This window comes from Streptomyces sp. ME02-8801-2C (assembly GCF_033793965.1).
Lineage (GTDB): Bacteria > Actinomycetota > Actinomycetes > Streptomycetales > Streptomycetaceae > Streptomyces.
This window is the reverse complement of sequence record NZ_JARAXP010000011.1, coordinates 206,171-229,314: the sequence shown is the minus strand read 5'-3', so window position 1 is coordinate 229,314 and position 23,144 is coordinate 206,171. Positions and strand designations below refer to the sequence as shown.

Genomic DNA, 23,144 nt, shown 5'->3' with positions numbered 1-23,144 from the left:
TCAATAGAACGATCAGAAGAAAATAAAGCGGTCAAACGCTCATTGCGTGCCGGGGGTCGACTACTGGGAGGTCAGTGCCCGGGTCGAGCCGCGCACCTTCAGTTCCGGCAGCAGTTCGATCCGCCGCGCCGGTCGCGCCCCGCCGCCACGTGGGCCGCGCAGCCGGTGCAGCAGCAGTTCGGCGGCGGCCCGGCCGACCTCGCCCTTGGGTGGCGACACGGCGGTGAGGGGGGTGCTGCCGAGGGCGGCCACGACATCGTCGTAGGCGACGACCGAGCAGTCCTCCGGCACCCGGATTCCGTGCGCGGCCAGGTCCTGGACCAGCATCAGCGCGTCCGCGTCACCGTGCAACACGCAGGCCGTGGCCTCCAGTTCACGCAGGACACCGGGCAGGTCGACGGGCGGCCGGTCCGCGCCGTCGGTGCGGTCGGGGCCCGCCTCGGGGGAACTGAGGGTGAGAGTCCAGGCGTCGAGTTCCGGATGGGCGCCGGCGATCTCGGCGAGGGCGGCACGCAGGGCCCGGGCGGTGGGACTGTCGTCCCGCGCGGCGAAGACGACCCTGCGGTGACCGAGGGCGACCAGGTGTTCGACGGCGAGATGGGCGCCGTACCAGTGGTCGGAACACACGGAGTCCAGGGCGTGCAGGGCGCTGCCGGGGCGTGGTCTGCGTTCCATCAGGACCGTCGGTACGCCGAGGCCGCACAGCCACTTCGCGTCGGCCTCCTCGGCGGCGAGGGTGTGCCAGCCCGGGGCGATCAGCACACCCCGGGCGCCGTCCGCCAACGCCCGTTCCACCAGAGGCTGTTCGGCGCCGGCGACCTGCGGGGCGATGTGCAGGGCGATGCGCACGCCCGCCTCCTCCAGGACAGAGCGGGCGCCGTGCAGGGTCTCGTAGAGATAGGAGTGGCGGGCGGGTACGACCAGGACGACGGTGTCGCCGTCGCCGGACCCGGCGGCCCGCTCGGGCGGGGGCGCCGGTACGGGGAGGGTGGAGCGGGCGATGCCGTGGCCTCGCCGGAGCCTGCCCTCGCGGGCGAGTTCCTCCACGTCCCGGCGGACGGTGACCACCGAAACCTCCAGCTCGGCCGCCAGATCGGTCACCCGGGCCGTACCGCGCGCCTGCACGGCGGCCAGGATCCGCTGCCGCCTCAGTTCGACGGGCTCGCGCATACCGTTCGCTCCTCACGTCGGCGCATCGGGCGAGCCGGCGCAGCGGAATGTTCGTTTGAACGCTTTGTCGCGCAGCATAGCGATCGGCGAGCCGGACGGCAGCATCACAACCGGAACAAGGGAGTCCGACCGAGTCTCATCCCTTTTCGGCCGATCCTGACCTTCGTTCAAACCAATTTCACCGAATACTCGCGGTAACTGCTTGATTTACTCGTATCCGAGGCGAGAATTTCATCCCTCAACATGTTGCGCCTCGGGGGGAATTGGCATATGCAAGGAACAATTGACGGATTCAGCTACGGGTTCGTCACCCCGGTGGCCGCCTATGTCATGGCATGCCTGGGAAGCGCCCTGGGCCTGCGCTGCGTGGTCAGGACCCTGCTCAACCAGGACTCGTGGAAGCCGGGTTGGCTGGCGCTGGGGGCCGCGGCCATCGGGTGCGGAATCTGGACCATGCACTTCATCGCGATGATCGGATTCCAGGTCGAGGAGACCGCGGTCCGCTACGACACCGGGCTGACGGTCATCAGCCTCGCCGTGGCGATCGTCGTCGTCGGTGTCGGTGTGTTCGTCGTCGGATACCGGGGCGCCACGCCCGCCGCGCTGTCCACCGCGGGCATCGTGACGGGCCTCGGCGTCGCCGCGATGCACTACCTCGGCATGGCGGCACTTCATCTGAACGGCACGATCCACTACGACGGTCTGACCGTGGCGCTCTCCGTGGTGATCGCGATCGTCGCCGCCACCGCCGCCCTGTGGGCGGTCGTCTCCATCCGGGGCTTTCTGACGAGCCTCGGGGCCAGCCTGGTGATGGGTGTGGCCGTCACCGGAATGCACTACACGGGCATGGCCGCCGTCAGCGTCCATGTGCACGAATCGGGTGGCACCATCTGGTCCGGGGACTCACCGACCTCGCTCCTGCTCCCGATGCTGATCGGCCCGATCATCTTCCTGCTGCTGGCCGGGGTCGTGGTGATGTTCGACCCGCTGCTCGTGCTGGGCGACGGCGAGTGGGGCGGGCGGACCCCGCGGCAGCAGCCCACGTCTCAGGAGACGCCGCTCATCGGGAGGCAGTCGTCTCGGCGGGAAGCCGAACAGCACTTCCCCGGCCGGCCGCGGACCACGACGCCGACCCGGACGGATCTTCGACTGTAGGACATTGCTACGGTGCGCCGATGGTCGACTCAACACAGTCCCACTCCTCCCGCGACACCCCGGAGGGCGCCGGCTGGAACCTCGAAGACCCGGGCTCCTACCGGGAGTTGATGCCAAGCCGGGTCGAGAAGCTCTCCTGGGTCGACCCCCGGACCCTGTGGCCCGCCCGCAACGGCGTGCTGGCCTCCTGGTTCGGGGACCCGACGGGCCGCACCCGGAGCCGTCTGGCGGCAGAGCGAACGGCAGCGGGTGCGCCCCCGGACAAGGTGATCAGGCGGAGCGATCCGGACCACTTCTCCTTCATGGTCATCGGCGACACGGGCGAGGGCGACGCACCCCAGTACTCCGTCGTACCCGGCTTTCTGAAGGTCGGTCAGGACACGGCGTTCACGGTGCTCGCCAGTGACGTGATCTACCCGGTCGGGGCGACCGACGACTACGGCACCAAGTTCTTCCGTCCCTACCAGGACTACCAGGCCCCCATCTACGCGATCCCGGGCAACCACGACTGGTACGAGGACCTGAACGGGTTCATGCGCGTGTTCTGCGACGCCCCGCCCCTTCCGGCCGACCCCGCGCCGCGCCCCCTCACCCGGGCCTGGCTGCGTACCCTCCTGTGGCACAGGCCGAGCGCCGTCGACGAGCAACGCCTCGCCGAGGCGGGCGAGTTGCGCTCGGCGCCCGCCCAACAGGGCCTCCAGCCCGGCCCGTACTGGGCGATCGACGCCGGACCGGTGCGCGTCATCGGCATCGACACCGGTCTGCTGGGCACGCTCGACGCCGAACAGGGCCGCTGGCTGCGGGAGGTGTCCGAGGGGCCGGTCCCGAAGATCCTCATCACCGGCTCGCCCCTGTACGTCGACGGTGAGCAGCATCCGTGCCCCATCGAGGGCGGCGGCACGGTCGACGACCTCGTCCGCGATCCGGAGCGCAACTTCGTGGCCGCGATCGGCGGCGACATCCACAACTACCAGCGCTATCCGGTGAATGTGCACGGCCGCACCATCCAGTACGTGGTGTCAGGCGGGGGCGGTGCGTTCATGCACGCCACCCACACCATCAAGCGCGTCGCGGTCGCCGATGTCACCGAGGACGACTTCCGCTGCTATCCGCTGCGCGGCGACTCGCTGGCCTTCTACAGCGGGGTCTACGGCAGACGACTGCGGCTGCGCCGCTTCTTCACCCTGTCCGAGGCGGAGGCGACGGCCGTGATCGCCGAGCGTCTCGGGATCCGTCCGGCGCGCGCACCGGGCGAGCCGGTCCGGCTGACCTGGCGCATCCGGCTGGTCGCGGGGCTGCTGGGCACGGCCCGCCGTCCCGGCCGAACACGGCGCCTTCGGCTCCCGGTCCGCAAGGCGTACACACAGCTGTTCTCGCCCGGCTCGGCGACGTACAGTCCGCCCTTCTTCAAGAGCTTCCTGCGTCTCGACGTGTCCCGGGAGGCCGTCCGGCTGCGTTGCTTCTCCGCGACGGGCATGCTCAGGCAGGAGCTGGACCCGCCGGTCGAGGACGAAGTGGTGATCCCTTTGACCCCGCCGCCTGGCACAATCGACACAGCGTGAACATCCGTACGACGTTCGTTGGAGGAGCTCGTGCCCACCCCCTCACAGCCACTGCGCAAACTGGGCTTTCTCACCATCGGGCTGTTCGACGGGGACGATCCACGAGCAGGGCACGAGTCGACGCTGGAGATCATCGAGCTGGGTGAGCGGCTGGGCTTCGACAGCGCGTGGCTGCGCCACCGTCATCTCCAGTACGGGATCTCCTCCCCCGTGGCCGTCCTCGCGGCGGCCTCGCAGCGCACCAGCCGTATCGAACTGGGCACCGCGGTCACCCCGTTGGGCTGGGAGAACCCACTGCGTCTGGCGGAGGACTGGGCGACCGTCGACATCCTGTCCGGGGGCCGGCTCAACCCGGGTCTGAGTGTCGGCCCGCCGATGAACTACGACCACGTCAAGGACGCCCTGTATCCCGACACGGCGGACACCGAGGACTTCAGCTACCGGCGGGTCGAACGGCTGCTGGACCATGTGCGCGGGAAGGCGGCCAGCGACTTCAGCGGGGTGCAGGGGTTCGAGGTGTTCTCGGACCGGGTGCAGCCCCATTCCCCGGGGCTCGGCAGCCGGTTGTGGTACGGCGGCGGGAGTCTGCGCTCGGCGCGGTGGGCCGGTGAGCACGGGATGAACTTCCTGACCAGCAGTGTCGTCAAGGCCGAGGGCGACGAGGAGTCGCCGGACTTCGCCGAGATCCAGCTCGCGAGCGTCCGTGCCTTCCGGGCGCATCACCCGGACGGTGACCGGGCCCGGGTCTCCCAGGGCCTCGTCGTCATCCCGACCGACAGCGCCTCCCCCGAGCAGCGCGCGAAGTACGAGGAGTACGCGGCGAAGCGGCTGCCGCGCACCGCGTCCCCGCAGGGTCCGGCGCGCCTGATGTTCGCGCCGGACCTCGTCGGTACGTCGGCCGAGATCGCCGAACGCCTGTACGCGCACGTCGCGTTCCAGGAGATCGAGGAGGTGGCCTTCGCGCTGCCCTTCACCTTCGAGCACGAGGACTACGTCCAGATCCTCACGGACATGGCGACCCGCCTCGGCCCCGCCCTCGGCTGGCAGCCGGCCACCGGCCGATAGCCGGCGGGATTCTCACCAACGCCCGGGTTCGGTACCGGTGACCGGCGCCGACGGCCTGCCGTCCACGCCCACCGGGATGTCGCCGGTCAGCATCACACGGTGCATGACCCGGGGGTGGCCGAGGTGGGCGTTGTCGCTGGGGGCGAGATGGATGGTGGCCCGGTTGTCCCAGAAGGCGACGCTTCCGGGCTCCCAGCGGAACCGGACCGTGTACTCGGCCCTGGTCGCCTGTTCGAGGAGCATCTCCAGGAGCAGCCGGCTCTCGGCGCGGGAGACGTCCACGATCTGCTCCAGGTAGTAGCCGTTGACGAACAGCACCCGCTCCCCCGTCTCCGGGTGCACCCGTACCAACGGGTGCACCGAGGCGACCTGGTGGTCCAGCAGATGGCGCAGGTACGCGTCGTCGCCGGGCCGCGCCTGGTAGCCGACGCCGAGCCGGTGCTCCGCCCGGAGCCCGTCCGCGAACTCCCGTACGGGCGCGGAGAGTCCGGCGTACGCGGCGGCCAGGTTGGACCAGGTGGTGTCGCCGCCGTACGGCGGTACGGTCTCGGCGCGCAGGATGGTCGCGGCGGGCGGGTCGATGCGGGCGCCGTGGTCGCAGTGCCAGCCGCGCAGCAGTGAGTGGCGGCGCCGCTCCAGCCACTCGGCGTGCTCCATGCCGTACCGTCCGCCCAGCTCCAGCCGGTCGGCGGTCGTCTCGACCTCCGGGAAGCCGGCCGGGGACGCGCCGCCGCGCCGTCCGAGAACGACGGGCGCACCGAATCGGCGTGCGAAGGCGATGTGCCCGGCGTGGTCCAGCCGTTGGCCGCGGAAGAACACCACCTTCCAGCGCAGCACCGCCGCCCGGATCGCGGCCACCACGGTGTCGTCGAGGGGTTCGGTCAGGTCGACTCCCGAGATCTCGGCGCCGATGTGCCCGGCCACCGGCCTCACCTCGAGTCCGGCGGTCCCCGCCGCCAATTCCGGGGCGGGCGGCGGTACTTCGCCGTTCGTGGCCTGGTCCGTCCTCATGCACGCTCCGATCGTGATTCCGTGACGCCTGCCGGCCTCCCTCGTGAGTGTGCCGGTTCGACGCGGCGCTGGAAACGGCGGTCCGCCTGACCGCGGCGGGCCTACGCGCCCGCCTCCACCATCCGCCACCCTTCTGTCCGGTCTCGCTGGGAGACCGCCTCCGCCGCGGCGAGGACGAACGGGGCCAGCCGGGACGACTGCAGCAGGTCCAGCGGCCCCACGACCCCCACTGCCGCCACCACCGTGCCGCGCGCGTTGCGCACCGGGGCCGCGATCCCCCCATGGCCCTCGCTGAGGGCGCCGCAGAACATCGCGTATCCCTCCCGTCTGATCTTGTTCAGCAGGTTCCGCAGTGCGGTGCCGTCGGTGACGGTGGCGCTGGTGTACGCGCGCAGCGGACCGGCGCAGACCTCGTTCTGCAGCTCGACATCGGCGTGCGCCAACAGCACGAGGCCCACCGAGGTGACATGCAACGGCAGTCGGCAGCCCGGGTCGCCCCAGACCGACGTGAGACAGGGGTCGTTGGAGATGAACGAGAGACAGACGCTCTCCGCCCCGTCCTGGAGGGCGAGGACCGCCGCGCCGCCGGCCTGGTTCTGGAGTTCCACGAGACAGGGCCGCGCGGCCTCGGCCAGGCTCGAGTAGCGGGGGGCCAGGGTCGCCGTCTCCCACAGTCTCAGGCCGATGCTGTATCCGCCTTGCTCTCTCCGTTCCAACGCACCCCAGCCATGGAGCTTGTGGACGATGCGATGGACCGTGGTGACCGGAAGCCCGGAGCGTCGGCTGATGTCGCTCAGCGTCAGGGTGCGGTTGTCGCGGTCGAAGACGCCGAGGATGCTGAGCGTGCGGTCGACAACCGAGCGCTCGGGGGCGCCGGGGTGGGTGGTCATCCCGTTACTTCCCTTCACCTGCACATCATGCGGGGAACGTTACTCATGCATGGGCCGGACATGATCCGGCGACGGGCGGCCACGCCTATCATTGAGATTTGAAAGAGCATGAGAAAGGTCGATTCCGGAACGTTCATGGTCGATTTCGCTACGTTACCGATCCCTGTGGTCCCGTACACCCCCACCTGCAGGCCCGGCATCGGCCTGGCGATGACCTCGCTCAGCGAGCTACGCCAGAGGCACTGCTCGGACGTGCCCACGACTCCCCACCGGCTGGCCTTCCACCAGGTCACACTGGTCGGGGCGGGCACAGGGGAGATCACGATCGACTCCACCCGCTACCCGTGCCGAGCGGGCTCGCTGCTGTGGATCCGGCCGAACCAGGTGATCCAGTTCGCCCCCGCTTCGGACGTGGAGGCGCGCATGGTCATGTTCACCGAAACGTTTCCCCTGCGCCTGCGCGCCCACATGGGGATGCTCGACGACGTCCTGCGCCCTTCCCACTGGCAGCTCCGCGAAGACCACCTGGCCACCTTCGAACGCGTACTGGACATGCTGCAGGAGGAGTTCGAGCGGCCCGACCAGGGGCTCGGCGAGGACATCCTCAAGCATCTGCTCGCTGTCACCCTGCTGCACATCGACCAGATCTGCCGCAGCCAGGGCAAGGGGCACGCGCGGCAGGAGAGCCCCTCCCACGAGAACGGCGAGCTCTTCCTGCGTTTCCGGCGCGAGCTGGAGCACAGCTACACCACCACCCGCCTCGTCGAGGACTACGCCGCCGCCCTCAACTGCACACCCCGCACCCTGTCCAGGGCCTGCCACTCCGTAGCCGGGACCTCCGCCAAGGATGTGATCGACGCCCGCGTCGCCCTGGAGGCGAAGCGTCTGCTGGTCCACACGGATCTGCCCGTGGGAACCATCGCCCGCCAACTCGGGTTCACCGAGGTCACGAACTTCGGCAAGTTCTTCGCGCGACGCGTGAACATGACTCCTGGCGCATTCAGACGCGGCGCCGATCCCGGCAGTTAGCGTGACCACGGAAGCAAACCAAAGTTTGTTTTCCACTCTGCGGAAGAGTGGTTGTCCAAAATTCACCAGGCTGGCAAGACTGTGACCTGCGTACTTCGGGCGGCCACTCCCGAACTCCGCCTCTTTACACGTGGAACCGCATGTCTGGACCAGGTGATCGGACTCGTGCCCGCGGCAGCAATCGTTAATCGTAAGCCGCGCGCCTTCACGCATCGCCTGCTGTCTCCGCCTTCGGCTGGCCGACCCCACCGGAACGACGAGTTCCGCCGCTCCGTATCCGAACAGGCCGCCGATCACAGACCGTTGGGAGACCCCCATGCCGAAATCGGACCTCACGGAGCTGGCCGGACGGCTCGAACGCGACCTGGGCGATCCGCACGACCCCAGCAGCCGTATGCCGTACACCCGTGTCCTCGAGCACGACGAACAGGAAGACCATCCCACCGAGTTCGTGCACCTTCTCCAGCGCTGGGGCGCCCTGGACTACTCGCTCCCCCGCGCGCAGGGCGGCAAGGCGGGCGATGTGGAGATCGGCTTCAACCTGATGCGGCTGATCGCCCGCAGGGACCCGACCACCGCGACCGCGTTCGTCATCACCAGCCTCAGCTTCATGCCGGCGTGGGTGGCCGGTACCGATGCCCAGAAGCGGGCGTTGGTGGACTCCATCCGGCGCGGCAACCGCTTCGCCTGGGGCCTGTCGGAAATCCGGCACGGCAGTGATCTGCCGGCCGACGAGATGACAGCCGAGAAGACGGACGGCGGCTACCTCCTCACCGGGGAGAAGTGGCTGGTCGGCAACAGCAGTGTCACCGGCGGGCTCAGCATCTACGCCCGCACCGACCCCCGGGGCGGACCGGGCGGCTACTCCGTCTTCGTCCTCGACCGACAGCAGACCCCCGCCGGGGCCGTGAACGAACTGCCGCGCGAGCGCATGCACGGACTGCGCGGGCTCGACATGAGCGGCTTCCGGCTCGACCGGGTCTTCGTGCCGGACTCCGCTCGCCTCGGCCGCGAGGGCCAGGGCCTGGAGATCGCGCTCAAGACCGCCCAGACGGCCCACACCCTCGTCAGCGGCATCGCGCTCTCGGCCGTGGACACCGGACTGCGGGGCATCCTCGACTTCACCGAGGGACGCACCGTCCTCGGCCGCAAGGTCCGTGAAACCCCTTACTCCCGACGGCAGCTGACCGAGTGCTTCGCGGACCTGATGGTCGCCGACGCGGTCAGCCTGGGCGCGGTGCGAGCCCTGCAGGTCGTGCCGGAGCACACCGGCGTGTGGTCGTCCGTCGTCAAGTACTTCGTGCCGACGCTCCTGGAACGCACCTACGCGCAGCTCAACGTCGTGCTCGGAGCGAGCTTCTACCTCCGAGGCCATCCGCAGTACGCGATCCACCAGAAGATGCTGCGTGATCTGTCGGTCGCCACCTTCGCCGACGGCAACACCGCCGTGAACCTCAGGAACATCGCGCTCCAGCTCGACGGTCTTCTCGCCACGGCCACGACAGCCGACCAGGACCTGCTCGACGAGGCGGACGCGCGGGCGGCCGTGCTCTTCGGCATCGACCGTCAGCTGCCGCTGTACCGGCCCTGGGACCAGGAGTTGAACAGCCGGGGCCGGGACGACGCCCTCCTCGCCGCTCCCACCGCGCTAGTACGGCTGCGCCGGCTGGCTGCGGAAGCGAGGCCCGACGAGCGGGACCGGCTGACCCGCGCGGCGGACACGGCCGCGCAACTCCTCGCCGGAGCCGCCTCGTTGCGCGAGCGCGTCACCTCGCTCAAGGCCTCGCTGGGCCGGGACTACGGTCAGTCCGCCGAGTTCTTCGACCTGGCCAAGGAGTACTGCCTCCTGCACGCCGCCGCGGCCTGCGTGCACACATACGTCCACTCCGCCGCCGCGCTGGAGGAGCCACTGCCCAGCGGCGCACTGCTCCTGCTCCAAATGGAGCGTGTACGACGGCACTTGCGGCCCCACGAGGCCGTCACCGACGCCGGTGTGGTCAACGACGTGATGCGGGTACTGCGGCGGCTGCACCTGGAGAACCGGCTGTTCTCGTACTGGCAGTTCCCACTCGCCGAGCGAGGCGACCTGCGCGCCGCCGGGCTCTGACCGGCGGCTGACACCGACGGGCGGCGCAGAGCACAGGAGCGCGGGTGCCAGGAGGACGGCGAGCGGCAGCGCCGGCCACTCCGGCGCTGAGCCGCCGAGTTGTGCGCCCTCCAGCCCAACTCCTCGCTCAACGCGTCGACTTCGGCCACCTCCGGGTCCGCCCGGCGAGCGCGCACCTCGCCTGTCTTCGCCCGTCTCTCGATCGGCCCCCTCTTTCCGCCCTCGGCGCACCCCTTTAGGATCACGTCACCTGCTCGTCACGCGCTCACTCGCTCGCCCTCGAGGGGACCCCCACCATGCGCAGTCTGCTTCGCGCCGCCACCGCCGGTGCCGTCACGGTCACCGCCGTACTCGCCTGCGGCACGGCCCACGCCACGCCGCCCGGGCCGGGAGTATCGGGCCGCGTCCTCTTCCAGACCACCATCGGCGACACCGACTACACCCTGCGGGAGGTCACCATCCCCGCGGGTCAGGCCACCGGCTGGCACTATCACGACGGCCCGCTCCGCGGTTACGTCAAGCAGGGCACCCTCAGCCACTTCGACTCCACCTGCGCGTCGGACGGCGTGTACACGCAGGGCAGCACCATCAGTGAGCCGGCCGGCTCCGACTACGTCCACATCGGCCGGAACCTCGGCAGCACGCCCCTCGTGCTCGACGTCCTGTACGTCCTGCCGCACGGCTCGCCCTTCTCCCAGGACGCGCCGAACCCCGGATGCGCCTTCGAGTGACCGGTCGCCGAACCCGACCGGTCGGCCGGATCACTCGGCCGGCAGCGGCTGCTCCGCCCAGATCGTCTTGCCGGTGCCCGTCTGGCGGCTGCCCCAGCGCTGGGTGAGCTGGGCGACGAGCAACAGGCCGCGGCCACCCTCGTCGTAGGCGTGCGCCCGACGCAGATGCGGTGAGGTGGAACTCCCGTCGGAGACCTCGACGATGAGGGCCCGGTCGCGGATCAGCCGCAGCTGGATGGGCGGTTCGCCGTACCGGATGGCGTTGGTGACCAGCTCGCTGACGACGAGTTCGGTGACGAACGTCTCCTCGTCCAGCCCCCAGGCGGCCAGTTGTTCCATGGCCGCCTGACGGGTGACCGCCACGTGCGCGGGGTCCGGCGGGACGTCCCAGGTGGCCACCCGGCCGGCGCCCAGCGCGTGCGTACGGGCGAGCAGCAGGGCCACGTCGTCGCCGGGCTGCTCGGGCAGTACGGTCTTGAGGACCGCGTCGCACACGGCGTCGAGCGAGGCGCCGGGCAGGTTCAGCGCGCGGCACAGCTCGGCGGTGGCGTGGTCGATGTCCCGGTCGCGGTCCTCGATCAGACCGTCCGTGTAGAGGGCGAGGAGTGAGCCCTCGGGCAGCTGCAGCTCGGTCGCCTCGAAGGGCAGGCCACCGACGCCGAGCGGCGGTCCCGCCGACACCTCGATCAGCTCGGCGACACCGCCGGGTGCCAGGACGGCCGGCGGCGGGTGCCCGGCGGAAGCCAGGGTCAGCCGGCGCGACACCGGGTCGTAGACGGCGTAGAGGCAGGTGGCACCCACTTCGGCGACGTCTTCCTCGTCCTCCTCGTCGGCCAGATGGGTGACCAGGTCGTCGAGGTGCGTGAGGAGCTCGTCCGGCGGCAGATCGACGTCCGCGAGGGTGCGTACGGCCGTACGGAGCCGTCCCATGGTCGCGGAGGACTGGATTCCGTGGCCCACGACGTCGCCGACGCACAGGGCGACGCGGCTGCCGGACAGCGGGATGACGTCGAACCAGTCGCCGCCGATGCCGGCCACTGATCCGCAGGGCAGATAGCGGTGGGCGACCTCGACGGCCGCCTGACCGGGCAGCCCCCTGGGCAGCAGGCTGTGCTGGAGCGCCAGCGCGGTGGAGCGCTCGCGGGCGAACCGGCGGGCGTTGTCGACACAGACGGCGGCCCGGCTGGCCAGTTCCTCGGCGAGGGTGACGTCGTCCTCGGTGTAGGGGTCGGGCCGGGTGATGCGCAGGAAGACCGCGACGCCCAGGATGGTGCCGCGCGCCCGCAGCGGCACGGTGACCATGGAGTGGACGCCCTGGCGGTACGGCCGTCCGACGGGCTCACGGGCGTTGCGCTCCGCCACCCAGTCGTCGAACGCCTGCTCGCCGACGTTCACGAGAACCGCCCGGCCTTCCGCCATCGCCCGCACGGGCGGGGTGGACGGCGGATAGGTGTCCTTGGCTCCCAGCGGAATCACGGCCTCCGGCGTGCCCTCGTTGCCGGACCCGTGGGCCACCCGGTGCAGTACGACCTCCTCGGCGGGCGCCGCCGGGGGTTCGTCCGCACCGAGCACCCAGTCGAGCAGGTCCACGCTGACGAAGTCGGCGAACCGGGGAACGACCAGTTCGACGAGTTCCTCCGCGGTGCGCACCACGTCGAGGGTGGTCCCGATGGTGGCCGCCGCCTCGTTGAGCAGGGCCAGTCTGCGTCGCGACCAGTGCTGCTCACTGTTGTCGAAAGCGGCGATGCCCACCGAGGTGATGGCGCCCCGGTCGTCGCGCACCGGCCATATCTCGAGACTCCACGCGTATTCCCGGCCGTCGTTCGCGTCCTTGCCGAAGGTCTCGTAGCGCACTGGTGTTGCCGTGCGCACGACCTGCCGCAGTTTGCGCAGGAATCCCTGGCTGATCCGGTCGTCGGGCACGAGGTTCGTGTCCCCGTAGAACTGCCCGATCAGGTCCTGTTCCGTCGCGCCCATCAGGTCACAGGCGGCCTCGTTCAGCCAGAGGTAGCGCTGGTTGGTGTCGAGGGCGGACATCGACACGGAGGCCTGCCGGATGGCCCGCTCCAGTGAGGCGGGCCGCTCCGCGACCGGTTGCGGCCGCGGTGGTGGCGGTTCGGGGAGGGCGGTGACGACGAATCCCCGGGAGGCACCGTCTTCACCCAGTACCGGGCACGCGCTGACGGCGATCTCGACGCGGTGGCCGTCCCGGTGGCGCAGTGCGACCACTCCGGTGAGCCCGGTCATCGCCGACGGCGGCGGGTTTTCGGCGAGAAGTCCGGTCGCCGGGCGTCCGACGACGTCCTCGGCCCTGTGTCCCGTCAACCGCCGGGCGCCCTCACTCCAGCCCGTCACCATGCCTCGGGCATCGATGATCACCGCGGCGGCGACTTGTTTCATACGCCCCAGGATGGTCCCTGGTCCTCAGGGCATCAACCCCGAGGACCCAGCTCGGCTCGGGAATCCCGCGCAGCCACCCCGCTGCGGGGCGGCCGACCACGGTCCCGGCGGGCGTCAGCCCTTGTGTGCGCGGAGTGCGGCGAGGGCGCGGTCCGCGTGGGTGTTCATCCGCAGCTCGCTCGTCACCACCTCCAGGATCGTCCGGTTCTCGGCTATGACGAAGGTGGCGCGCTTGGTGGGCATCATCGAGAACCCGCGCTTCACCCCGAACAGCTCACGGACCTTCCCGTCGGTGTCCGACAGCAGCGGCATGCCGAGGGTGTGGCTCTGTGCGAACTCCTGCTGGCGCTCGACCGAGTCCCCGCTGATCCCGACCGGCCGCGCGCCGACGGCGGCGAACTCGGCGGCCAGGTCCCGGAAGTGGCAGGCCTCGGCGGTGCAGCCGGGCGACAGGGCCGCGGGATAGAAGAACAGGACGATCGGCCCCTCGGCGAGCAGTTCGGAGAGCTTACGGGGCGCTCCGCTCTCGTCGGGCAGCTCGAAGTCCTCGATCTTGTCGCCGACGTTCACCTTGTGTGTCATGACCGGCCCTCTCCGTTCTTCGCGACGCTGCGTGCCCACAGGACGAGCGGTACCTGGAGCGGCAGCCGCCCGATGGCACCGGCCCGCAGGGCGGCGGGTTTGTTCCGCCAGTCGACGGCCATCTTCACGTTGGCCGGGAACACCCCGACGAAGAAGCCCGCCGTGACGAGCGCGGCGACCCGCCGGGTACGCGGCAGCGCCACCCCGGCCGCCAGCGCGAGTTCGGCGACACCACTCGCGTACGTCCACGTCCTGGGCGCGCCGGGCAGCGCGCGCGGCACGATCGCGTCGTACGTGCGGGGTGCGACGAAGTGGGTGACGCCGGCGGCGGCCAACAGACCGGCTAGCAGCAGGGGCGAGCGTTGGGACCGGGGCACGCTTCCTCCTCGGATGGGGTGCCGGGCGATCCTACTGGACGGTAAATGCAGGTCGAGGGGCGGGTGTTCGTATCGGACGAGGTCCGCTCACACCCCGGAGCGACCGGTTCTTGAGCGGGAGGGTGGTCCGAAGGGTCTATCGTGTCGGCATGTCCGTCCCTGAACTGATTCGTATCGTCTCCCGCGACTCGCCCATGGCGCTGGCACAGGTGGAACGGGTGCGCGCCGAGCTGGCCGTCGCACATCCGCACGTGCGCACCGAGGTCGTCCCCGTGAAGACCACCGGTGACAAGTGGATGGGCGATCTGTCCAAGGTCGAGGGCAAGGGTGCGTTCACCAAGGAGGTCGACGCCGCGCTGCTGGCCGGTGAGGCCGATCTCGCGGTGCACTGTGTCAAGGACGTACCGGCCGACCGGCCGCTGCCTGCGGGCACGATGTTCGCGGCGTTCCTCAAGCGGGACGACATCCGCGACGCCCTGATCCACCCGGGTGGCCGCACCCTCGACGAGCTGCCGGACGGCACCCGGATCGGTACGTCCTCGGTACGCCGGATCGCCCAACTGGCCGCCTCCCACCCGCACCTGGAGTGCGTGCCGTTCCGCGGCAACGCCAACCGGCGGCTGGAGAAGCTCGCGGCCGGGGAGGCGGACGCACTGCTCCTCGCCGTGTCCGGTCTGGAGCGCATCGGCCGGATGGACGTGGTCAGCGAGGTCCTCTCCCCCGAGACGATGATGCCGCCGATCGGCGCGGGCATCCTCGCCCTGCAGTGCCGTGAGGGCGACGCCGAGCTGATCGACGCGGTCAGCGTCCTCGGTGACCCGGACACGCACCGCGAGGCGACGGCCGAGCGCATGTTCCTGCATGTTCTCCAGGGACACTGCAACAGCCCGATCGCCGGCTACGCGCAGGTGGCCCGCAACGGCGAACTCTCCTTGCGTGCCTGCGTGTTCACCCCGGACGGCAAGGTGCAGCTGAACGCCCACGAGTGGGCGGGGCGCCTCGACCCGGCCACGCTGGGCACGTCCGTGGCGGTGGCGCTGCTGCGACAGGGCGCGCGCGAGCTGATCGACAACATCGCGCACTGAGGTTCAGGGAAGGCAGCGGGCCCGGGCCGGTGGCGGCGAGAGCGGCACGCCGGTTCGGGCCGGCCGCTCAGGTGGGTCCGGTCTGACCCTTCTGGTCCCGCTGTTCGCGGAGGTCCCGCTGCTCCTTGAGGCCCCTCTGTTCCTTGAGGAAGTTGCTCGCCTGGTGGGCCACCCCGTCGCGGGCGGGGCCGTGGTGCGCGCCGGTGCCGGTGAAGTCCTCGGGCAGGCCGATCCCGCCCGCCCACAGACGCCGGGCGGTCCACTCCTCCTCGACCCGCAGCTGGATCTGTACGTCCACCTGCGTCAGGGACGCTTCCGGACCGGCCGCGTACAGGACGGCGGTGGCACGGCGCAGCGGGTGGACGTCGAAGCCCTCGATGAACTGCGAGTTCCGCCAGTCGATGAAGGCGCCCTCGCCGTCGGGGCCGAGCCGGACGTCGATCTGGCCGTCCTCCAGGTGGACGCCGAAATGCCGGTCACCGCGGTTCTCGACCGTCACCCGCAGGCTGAAATAGGTCAGCCCCTCGGCGGCGTCGTCGCGCCCGCGCGGCGGTTCCGCCGCCACCAGACGGTGGACGCGGACACGCAGGCCGGCATGCTCGTCGTACTCGTGCCAGTCCCCGACCACGTTCGGCTCGCGCACAGTCCACCTCTCCACCTCGGATGGCTGCTTCCTATCCTTGTGCCCGGCGCACAGTCAAATGAGCGGAATGCGCTGTGGCCAGCGAATTCGCCCCCTTGATCACTGATCAAGCGGTGAGCGGCGGAAATCCACCGAAGGGCCGTCCCACACCAGGTGGACGCGTGCCACACATCACGTTCGGGTGCATGGTCGTGACCGTCGTTCAGCGGGTCAGCCGACAGCCTGCGCGTCCTCGATGCGCGTGGCGAAGAACCGTAAGCGCCGAGTCATAGTTCATGCCGATTTGTTTCCTTATCATCCGAAAAGGGAATCACCCAGTCAGTGCTTCGGACTGGAGGCACGTCCGTGGGAGCCGGTTCCGCCGGATCTCGGCCGACGTCCGCCCGGTCCGAGCGCACCCTCCCCCGGTGTCTGCCCATCCAGCACCAGCTGAGGAAGGTGCGCACCATGCGTGTCGCCATCAGAACGAAGCAGCATCCGCACGATGACGCCCCCGACACCGCCGCCGACTTCGAGCGGCTCGCGCGTCTGCCCGAGGGACCGGAACACCATGCCCTCCGGGACGATCTCGTACAGGCCTGGCTGCCCATGTCGGAGCGGATCGCCGTCCGCTTCCGGGGGCGCGGGGAGGCCCTGGAGGACCTCTACCAGGTCGCGGCCGTCGGGCTCGTCAAGGCCGTCGACCACTACGACCCCGAGCGGGGTGCGGCCTTCGAGGCCTACGCGGTACCGACCGTCACCGGCGAGATCAAGCGCCACTTCCGCGACCATCTGTGGGCGCTGCATGTGCCGCGCCGGGTCCAGGACCTGCGCAACCGGGTGCGCAGCGCCACCAAGGAGCTGTCCGCCACCGTCCCGGGACAGCCGCCGACTGTCGCCGAGATCGCCACGTACGCACAATTGAGCGAGAGCGAGGTGCGTACCGGCATGGAGGCGCTGGAGTGCTTCTCCGTGCTGTCACTGGAGGCCGAGCTGCCGCGCACCGACGGGTACGCCCTCGCGGACACCGTCGGCGGGCCCGACCCCGGCTTCGACCTGATCGTCGACCGCACGGCCGTCGGCCCCTGCCTGCGTGCCCTGCCCGAACGTGAGCGGACCATCCTCTACCTGCGGTACTTCCGCGGGATGACCCAGAGCCGGATCGCGTCGCAGCTCGGCATCTCACAGATGCACGTCTCCCGGCTGCTGAGCACCTGCTGCGCACGCATCCGGGAGCAGCTCGAGGAGGAGCCGTCCGCCGGGCAGTCCGAGGGGAACGGAACGCGGCGTGACGATGTGCTCGCCGAAGCCTGCTGAGGGCACGTCCGGCCGTCCCGTACACACCACGGTCGCCCGAGCGAGTCTTTCGCGACCGGGCGACCGGGGGACGGGCTCACTGCCGAACCCTCCCGGGAATGGCTCCTCAGCGCGCCCTCCAACCCCCGGAGTCACCGGAGGAAGGGACTTGAAACCCGCTCTTCCGGCCGGATGGCGGCCATGCGTCCGGGGGGCCGATCGGGGTACTCGACAGGCACTGGGAAGGGGTCCGGCCGGAGACTGGTGTCCGGACCGGTGCCTGCCGGCCGATCGAGTCAGGACGCGAGTGCCATGAACCACGACCCGACACATCCCAGCGGCGCGACGAACGTCGTCTCGACCCACTCCGTGTTCGGCGCCCCCTGCTGGGTGAGTCTCACCAGCCGCGACCTGCGGGCCACCGAGGCGTTCTACAGCGCAGTACTGGGCTGGCGATGGCGTTCGGCCCGGCTGGGCGACCGTTTCCGGGTCGCTCTGGTGGACGGCACCCCGGTCGCGGGGATCGCCGCGGTGGCCTCCGTCTGGCAGATGGTGGTCGCCTGGATCCCGTACTTCGCGGTACCGAGCGCGGACGACGCGGTGGCCCGGGTCCGCGAGCGCGGGGGTACGGCGGCGGTCGGACCGCTCTCCTTCCCGCCGGGCCGGGCGGCCCTGCTGGCCGACCGTGACGGGGCGATCTTCGGAATCTGGGAGGGCGAGCTGCTCGCCGGCTGGGAGGCCTGGCGACGGGCCGCACCGACGTTCGTCCGGCTGCAGACCCGCGACGCGTTCGACGCGGCCATCTTCTACGGCGAGATCCTGGAGTGGGCCTCCGAGCGTCCCGGCTGCTGCCAGGTCCACTACGAGGGCGACGAGGTCGTGCTGCGCAGCCGGGGCGACGTCGTCGCCCGCATCGTCTCGGGTGCGCTGGAGGCGGCACCCGATCCCACGATCAGGCCCCACTGGCAGGTCCACTTCGCGGTCGAGGACGTGGCGGCCTGCGTCAAGGCCGCGCAGGACAACGGCGGCAGCGTCCTGCGGTACGACGCCGTCACCACACCGTTCGAGGCAGTCCTGCGAGATCCGGACGGCGCCCAGTTCACGGTGACTTCACGCATCCCACGCTGAGGGGTCCCGGCTCCCGCGGGACCACCCGATGGGTGCCCCTACGCGTTCGTGAGAACGTCCGAGCCCCTGCTCTCCGTGCCGGCGAAGGCCGGGAGCGGTCGGGGTGCCCGTCGGCGCTCCGGCAGGGTCGGCGGGGGCGGGGACGGGATCAGGGGGACGCCTTCGCAGGAGCGGGCCCGGCGCGAGAACCAGATGACCTTGGCACCCGTGTCCGTGGCGCAGCAACCCCAGCCGTCGCTCTCCGCGGCGATCCGCGCCAGGCAGCTGCCGAGTTCCTGGTCGAGATGCGGGCCGGTGTCGTTCTCGCCGATGGCGGTGATGATGTGCTGGCCGTTCCACCACATCTCGACCACGGCGTTCTTGTCGGACGCGTGCTCGTCGATGGCGCGCAGCAGCGCCTCGGCGCCGTGACATACGGGCCCGACGAGGTGCTCCAGATCCCAGAGCCGGAGGTGGGCGGCCAGGATGCGGCCCACCTGACCGACCCGTTCGGGACAGACCTCCACGTCGAGGTGGTAGTAGCAGGGCTCTGCGGTCTTCATCGTCGTTGGCTCCTCACGGCGGACTCACGGCTTTCCACGCGGCCCGGGACCGGGCCCGAACGCGGAGCGTGAGCACTGTTCGCTTCTGAGTCAGCTCCAGAGTGGGAGCACTAGTCCATTCGTGCAACACGAGCAGCCCGCACAGTCGTTGAAGATCCAACAGGACGCTTGGTCGTCGCGCATGCACCATGAGTGAAGGTCTCGCTGTAGAAGCCGTTCGGCCACCAGGCCGTTCAGTCACCAGGAAGGGGACCAGCGCCATGCTGTTGCCCGCCAAAGCCGAGGTCGCCAAACAGCTGAACCGGTACCGGACGTGGGAGCGCGTCACTCTCGCGGCCCCGTCCGACCGTTCGGCTCGGGACAGTTTCGAGGACTCGGGCTACACCCTGTGCGTGCTGATGGGGAAGCGCTGCGCACGAGAGGCCGTACACGCCGCCGAGCGCTATCTGCGCACCAGCCTGGTCGCCTACCTGCGGGAACAGGCCGGATGGCGCCACGCGGACCGATTCACCGGACACGCTCCCCAGGCCGTCCAGCGTTCCACGGCAGGGGGATAGCCGAGGCCGGACGGCACCGTCCGCCGCCCCCGTCCCCGGCCGCATTCCCCGATCCCCCGTCCCCGGTTTTTACCCAGACCACGGCAGAGGTGAGCCCCATGAGCCCGAGTCCGGCCAGCGGCCGTATCCCGGTGCGGGATGTGCGCCCGGCCGTCGAGAGCGGCAGAAGCCCGGCCAAGGCCGCCGCGGGAGAGACCTTCCAGGTCACCGCGACGGTCTTCCGCGAGGGCCATGACGCGGTCGGCGCGAACGTCGTGCTGTGCGACCCGAAGGGCCGCCCGGGCCCCTGGACACCGATGCGTGAACTCGCCCCGGGCACCGACCGCTGGGGCGCGGATGTCACCCCGGACGCGGTGGGCCACTGGACCTACCGGGTGGAGGCGTGGGGCGACCCGGTCAGCACCTGGCGGCACCACGCCGGCATCAAGATCCCGGCCGGGATCGACGTCGGGCTGGTGCTGGAGGAGGGCGCGCTGCTGTACGAGCGTGCCGCCGCCGGCGTACCGAAGCGGGCGGGCCGAGCCGCCGTGCTGGCCGCCGCACGAGCCCTGGGCGACGACTCGCTCCCGGTCACGGCTCGGCTCGCGCCGGCGCTGACGCCGGCCGTGGACGAGGTGCTGCGCCGGTATCCGCTGCGTGAGCTGGTGACGTCGAGTGAGGCGTTGGCGCTGGTGGTGGAGCGGGAGCGGGCGCTGTACGGGGCGTGGTACGAGTTCTTCCCGCGTTCGGAGGGTACGCCGGAGCAGCCGCACGGGACGTTCCGGACGGCGGTGCGGCGGTTGCCGGCGATCGCGGCGATGGGTTTCGACGTGCTGTATCTGCCGCCGATCCATCCGATCGGGCACACCTTCCGCAAGGGCCCCAACAACACGCTGTCCGCGTCGGCGGAGGATGTGGGGGTGCCGTGGGCGATCGGGTCGGAGGCCGGCGGCCATGACGCCGTCCATCCGGATCTCGGCACCCTGGAGGATTTCCAGTTCTTCGTGGCGGAGGCGGGCCGGCACGGGCTGGAAGTGGCCCTCGACTTCGCGTTGCAGTGTTCGCCGGATCATCCCTGGGTGCAGAAGTACCCGCAGTGGTTCCATCACCGCCCCGACGGGACGATCGCGTACGCGGAGAACCCGCCGAAGAAGTACCAGGACATCTATCCCATCGCCTTCGACGCGGACCTGCCCGGTCTCGTCGCGGAGACGACGCGGGTGCTGCGGCACTGGATGTCCCATGGTGTGCGGATCTTCCGGGTCGACAACCCGCACACCAAACCGGTCGTGTTCTGGGAGCAGGTGATCGCGGACATCAACCGCACCGACCCGGACGTCATCTTCCTCGCGGAGGCCTTCACCCGCCCGGCGATGATGCACGCGCTGGCGCAGGCCGGGTTCCAGCAGTCGTACACCTATTTCACCTGGCGCACCACCAAAGCCGAACTCACCGAGTACCTCACCGAACTGTCGGGTGAGGCAGCCGCGTACATGCGGCCGAATTTCTTCGTCAACACCCCGGACATCCTGCACGAGTACCTTCAGCACGGCGGCCGTCCGGCGTTCGAGGCGCGTGCCGTGCTGGCCGCGACGCTGTCCCCGACCTGGGGGATCTACAGCGGCTACGAACTGTGCGAGAACACCCCGCTGCGCGAGGGCAGCGAAGAATACCTGGACTCCGAGAAATACCAACTCAGGCCCAGGGACTGGGAATCGGCCGAGCAGAACGGGCAGTCGATCGCCCCGCTCATCACCGCTCTCAACGGGATCAGGCGCGACCATCCCGCCTTGCACCGGCTCAGGAATCTGCACTTCCACCGGACCGACAACGACGCGGTGATCGCTTACAGCAAGCGCACCGGCGAGGACACCGTTCTGGTGGTCGTGAATCTCGACCCGCACCACACCCAGGAGGCGACGGTCTCGTTGGACATGCCGCAACTCGGCCTGGACCAGCGGAACGACGAACCGTGTTCCGTCACGGTGCATGACGAGTTGAGCGGCGAGACCTATCACTGGGGCCGCTCCAACTACGTACGTCTGGAGCCGGGGAGGGCACCCGCGCACGTATTGCATCTGCTGCGGTATTCGACTGGAGGCCAGTAACAACGTGACCGTCAATGAGCCTGTGCCGGACACCTTCGAGGACACTCCCGCCAAGGACCGGGACCCCGAGTGGTTCAAACGCGCCGTCTTCTACGAGGTCCTCGTCCGCTCCTTCCAGGACAGCAACGGTGACGGAGTCGGCGACCTCAAAGGCCTCACCGCCAAACTCGACTACCTCCAGTGGCTCGGCGTCGACTGCCTCTGGCTGCCCCCCTTCTTCACATCACCCCTGCGCGACGGCGGTTACGACGTCTCCGACTACACCGCCGTCCTCCCCGAGTTCGGCGACCTCGCCGACTTCGTCGAATTCGTCGACGCCGCCCACCAACGCGGCATGCGCGTCGTCATCGACTTCGTCATGAACCACACCAGCGACGAACATCCTTGGTTTCAGGAGTCCAGAAACGACCCCGAAGGCCCCTACGGCGACTACTACGTCTGGGCCAAGAAGGACGACCAGTACCAGGACGCCCGGATCATCTTCGTCGACACCGAGGCCTCCAACTGGACCTTCGACCCGGTGCGCAAGGAGTACTACTGGCACCGCTTCTTCTCCCACCAGCCGGACCTCAACTACGAGAACCCGGCGGTCCAGGAAGAGATTCTGGCGGCTCTCCGATTCTGGCTGGACCTGGGAATCGACGGCTTCCGACTCGACGCGGTCCCCTACCTCTACCAGGAGGAAGGAACCAACTGCGAGAACCTGCCGCGCACGCATGAATTCCTCAAGCACGTGCGCAAGGAGATCGACACCCACTACCCGGACACGGTGTTGCTGGCGGAGGCGAACCAGTGGCCCGAGGACGTCGTCGACTACTTCGGCGACTTCCAAAGCGGCGGCGACGAATGCCACATGGCGTTCCACTTCCCCGTCATGCCCCGCATCTTCATGGCCGTCCGCCGTGAATCGCGCTACCCGGTCTCGGAAATCCTCGCGAAGACCCCCGCCATCCCCAACAACTGCCAGTGGGGCATCTTCCTGCGCAACCACGACGAGCTGACCCTGGAAATGGTCACCGACGAGGAACGCGACTACATGTGGGCCGAATACGCCAAAGACCCCCGCATGCGCGCCAACATCGGCATCCGCCGCCGCCTCGCCCCCCTCCTCGACAACGACCGCAACCAGATCGAACTGTTCACCGCCCTGCTCCTGTCCCTCCCCGGCAGCCCGATCCTCTACTACGGCGACGAGATCGGCATGGGCGACAACATCTGGCTCGGCGACCGCGACGCCGTCCGCACCCCCATGCAGTGGACCCCGGACCGCAACGCCGGCTTCTCCTCCAGCGACCCCGGCCGCCTCTTCCTGCCCACGATCATGGACCCCGTCTACGGCTACCAGGTCACCAACGTCGAAGCCTCCATGTCGTCCCCGTCCTCGCTCCTGCACTGGACCCGGCGCATGATCGAGATCCGGAAACAGAACCCCGCCTTCGGCCTCGGCTCCTACACCGAACTCCCCTCCACCAACCCCGCCGTCATCGCCTTCCTGCGCGAGTACAAGGACGACCTCGTCCTGTGCGTCCACAACTTCTCCCGCTTCGCCCAGCCCACCGAACTGGACCTGCAGGCGTTCAACGGCGCACACCCCGTCGAACTCATCGGCGGAGTCCGCTTCCCCGCCATCGGCGAACTCCCCTACCTCCTCACCCTCGCCGGCCACGGCTTCTACTGGTTCCGGCTCACCAGACCAGCCCCGCGCACTGCCCGACGACCGTGAGTGTGTGCCCCGGGAAAGGAGCGTC

20 protein-coding genes are annotated in these 23,144 nt (G+C 69.7%); 12 read left to right on the top strand and 8 right to left on the bottom strand.

All coding sequences use genetic code 11. From position 1 onward, the window contains the following. Positions 1–60: 60 nt before the first annotated feature. Positions 61–1,170 (bottom strand): substrate-binding domain-containing protein, encoded by a 1,110-nt coding sequence (locus PV396_RS32030; RefSeq protein ID WP_319210572.1) that lies wholly within the window; start codon positions 1,168–1,170, stop codon positions 61–63. Positions 1,171–1,440: 270 nt separating this feature from the next. On the opposite strand from PV396_RS32030, the gene PV396_RS32025 reads away from it, so the two are divergent. Genes PV396_RS32025 through PV396_RS32015 form a run of 3 tightly spaced genes read left to right on the top strand, consistent with a single transcriptional unit; the run spans position 1,441 to position 4,952 of the window. After that, entirely contained in the window at positions 1,441–2,325 is an 885-nt protein-coding gene (locus tag PV396_RS32025; protein WP_319210570.1) for an MHYT domain-containing protein, read from the top strand. Positions 2,326–2,345: 20 nt separating this feature from the next. Beyond that, a complete protein-coding gene (locus PV396_RS32020) occupies positions 2,346–3,887 on the top strand; it encodes a metallophosphoesterase family protein (protein ID WP_319210568.1) in 1,542 nt (513 codons plus the stop codon). Between the two features lie 30 nt (positions 3,888–3,917). Beyond that, entirely contained in the window at positions 3,918–4,952 is a 1,035-nt protein-coding gene (locus PV396_RS32015) for an LLM class flavin-dependent oxidoreductase (protein WP_319210567.1), read from the top strand. A gap of 12 nt (positions 4,953–4,964) precedes the next feature. Here the strand turns inward: PV396_RS32015 and PV396_RS32010 are convergent, their stop codons facing one another. Then, positions 4,965–5,963, bottom strand: a complete 999-nt coding sequence (locus tag PV396_RS32010; protein WP_319210565.1) for a TauD/TfdA dioxygenase family protein — start codon at positions 5,961–5,963, stop codon at positions 4,965–4,967. 101 nt (positions 5,964–6,064) lie between these two features. Continuing rightward, the gene (locus PV396_RS32005; RefSeq protein ID WP_319210563.1) at positions 6,065–6,853 is read right to left on the bottom strand and encodes an IclR family transcriptional regulator; all 789 of its coding nucleotides are present in this window, start codon (positions 6,851–6,853) and stop codon (positions 6,065–6,067) included. 165 nt (positions 6,854–7,018) lie between these two features. Here PV396_RS32005 and PV396_RS32000 point away from each other — a divergent pair, with 165 nt between their 5' ends. From PV396_RS32000 to PV396_RS31990, 3 genes are all read left to right on the top strand, one after another. Next, a complete protein-coding gene (locus PV396_RS32000; RefSeq protein WP_319210561.1) occupies positions 7,019–7,882 on the top strand; it encodes a helix-turn-helix transcriptional regulator in 864 nt (287 codons plus the stop codon). A 316-nt stretch (positions 7,883–8,198) separates the two neighbouring features. Then, positions 8,199–9,989, top strand: a complete 1,791-nt coding sequence (locus PV396_RS31995) for an acyl-CoA dehydrogenase (protein ID WP_319210560.1) — start codon at positions 8,199–8,201, stop codon at positions 9,987–9,989. A gap of 296 nt (positions 9,990–10,285) precedes the next feature. After that, entirely contained in the window at positions 10,286–10,720 is a 435-nt protein-coding gene (locus tag PV396_RS31990) for a cupin domain-containing protein (RefSeq protein WP_319210558.1), read from the top strand. A 30-nt stretch (positions 10,721–10,750) separates the two neighbouring features. On the opposite strand, the gene PV396_RS31985 is transcribed toward PV396_RS31990, so the two are convergent. From PV396_RS31985 to PV396_RS31975, 3 genes are all read right to left on the bottom strand, one after another. Then, positions 10,751–13,120 (bottom strand): SpoIIE family protein phosphatase, encoded by a 2,370-nt coding sequence (locus PV396_RS31985; protein ID WP_319210556.1) that lies wholly within the window; start codon positions 13,118–13,120, stop codon positions 10,751–10,753. Positions 13,121–13,234: 114 nt separating this feature from the next. After that, positions 13,235–13,702 carry a peroxiredoxin gene (locus PV396_RS31980; RefSeq protein WP_319210554.1) on the bottom strand — a complete coding sequence of 156 codons (468 nt, stop codon included), beginning with the start codon at positions 13,700–13,702 and terminating at the stop codon, positions 13,235–13,237. Then, the gene (locus PV396_RS31975) at positions 13,699–14,079 is read right to left on the bottom strand and encodes a hypothetical protein (protein WP_319210552.1); all 381 of its coding nucleotides are present in this window, start codon (positions 14,077–14,079) and stop codon (positions 13,699–13,701) included. The genes PV396_RS31980 and PV396_RS31975 overlap by 4 nt, the downstream gene beginning before the upstream one ends. Positions 14,080–14,228: 149 nt before the next feature. Between PV396_RS31975 and hemC the strand changes: the two genes are divergently transcribed. Next, positions 14,229–15,164, top strand: coding sequence for a hydroxymethylbilane synthase (gene hemC / locus PV396_RS31970; protein WP_319210550.1), 936 nt, complete (start codon positions 14,229–14,231; stop codon positions 15,162–15,164). Between the two features lie 67 nt (positions 15,165–15,231). Here hemC and PV396_RS31965 read toward each other — a convergent pair whose 3' ends face one another. Continuing rightward, entirely contained in the window at positions 15,232–15,807 is a 576-nt protein-coding gene (locus tag PV396_RS31965) for a hypothetical protein (protein ID WP_319210548.1), read from the bottom strand. Positions 15,808–16,254: 447 nt separating this feature from the next. Here PV396_RS31965 and PV396_RS31960 point away from each other — a divergent pair, with 447 nt between their 5' ends. Further along, a complete protein-coding gene (locus PV396_RS31960) occupies positions 16,255–17,103 on the top strand; it encodes a SigB/SigF/SigG family RNA polymerase sigma factor (protein ID WP_319210547.1) in 849 nt (282 codons plus the stop codon). 291 nt (positions 17,104–17,394) lie between these two features. Beyond that, the gene (locus tag PV396_RS31955) at positions 17,395–18,210 is read left to right on the top strand and encodes a VOC family protein (RefSeq protein WP_319210545.1); all 816 of its coding nucleotides are present in this window, start codon (positions 17,395–17,397) and stop codon (positions 18,208–18,210) included. Between the two features lie 38 nt (positions 18,211–18,248). Here PV396_RS31955 and PV396_RS31950 read toward each other — a convergent pair whose 3' ends face one another. Continuing rightward, positions 18,249–18,752: a pep a2 gene (locus tag PV396_RS31950; RefSeq protein WP_319210543.1), complete on the bottom strand. Its 504-nt coding sequence runs from the start codon at positions 18,750–18,752 to the stop codon at positions 18,249–18,251. Positions 18,753–19,012: 260 nt separating this feature from the next. Between PV396_RS31950 and PV396_RS31945 the strand changes: the two genes are divergently transcribed. The 3 genes from PV396_RS31945 (at position 19,013) to treS (ending at position 23,119) form a co-directional block, all read left to right on the top strand. Beyond that, positions 19,013–19,309, top strand: coding sequence for a DUF5133 domain-containing protein (locus PV396_RS31945; RefSeq protein WP_319210541.1), 297 nt, complete (start codon positions 19,013–19,015; stop codon positions 19,307–19,309). Positions 19,310–19,407: 98 nt separating this feature from the next. Next, complete coding sequence (locus PV396_RS31940; RefSeq protein ID WP_319210539.1) at positions 19,408–21,396, top strand: alpha-1,4-glucan--maltose-1-phosphate maltosyltransferase; 1,989 nt, start codon at positions 19,408–19,410, stop codon at positions 21,394–21,396. Positions 21,397–21,400: 4 nt separating this feature from the next. Next, on the top strand, positions 21,401–23,119 hold the full coding sequence (gene treS / locus PV396_RS31935; protein WP_319210537.1) for a maltose alpha-D-glucosyltransferase: 1,719 nt from the start codon (positions 21,401–21,403) through the stop codon (positions 23,117–23,119). The last annotated feature ends 25 nt before the right edge of the window (positions 23,120–23,144 follow it).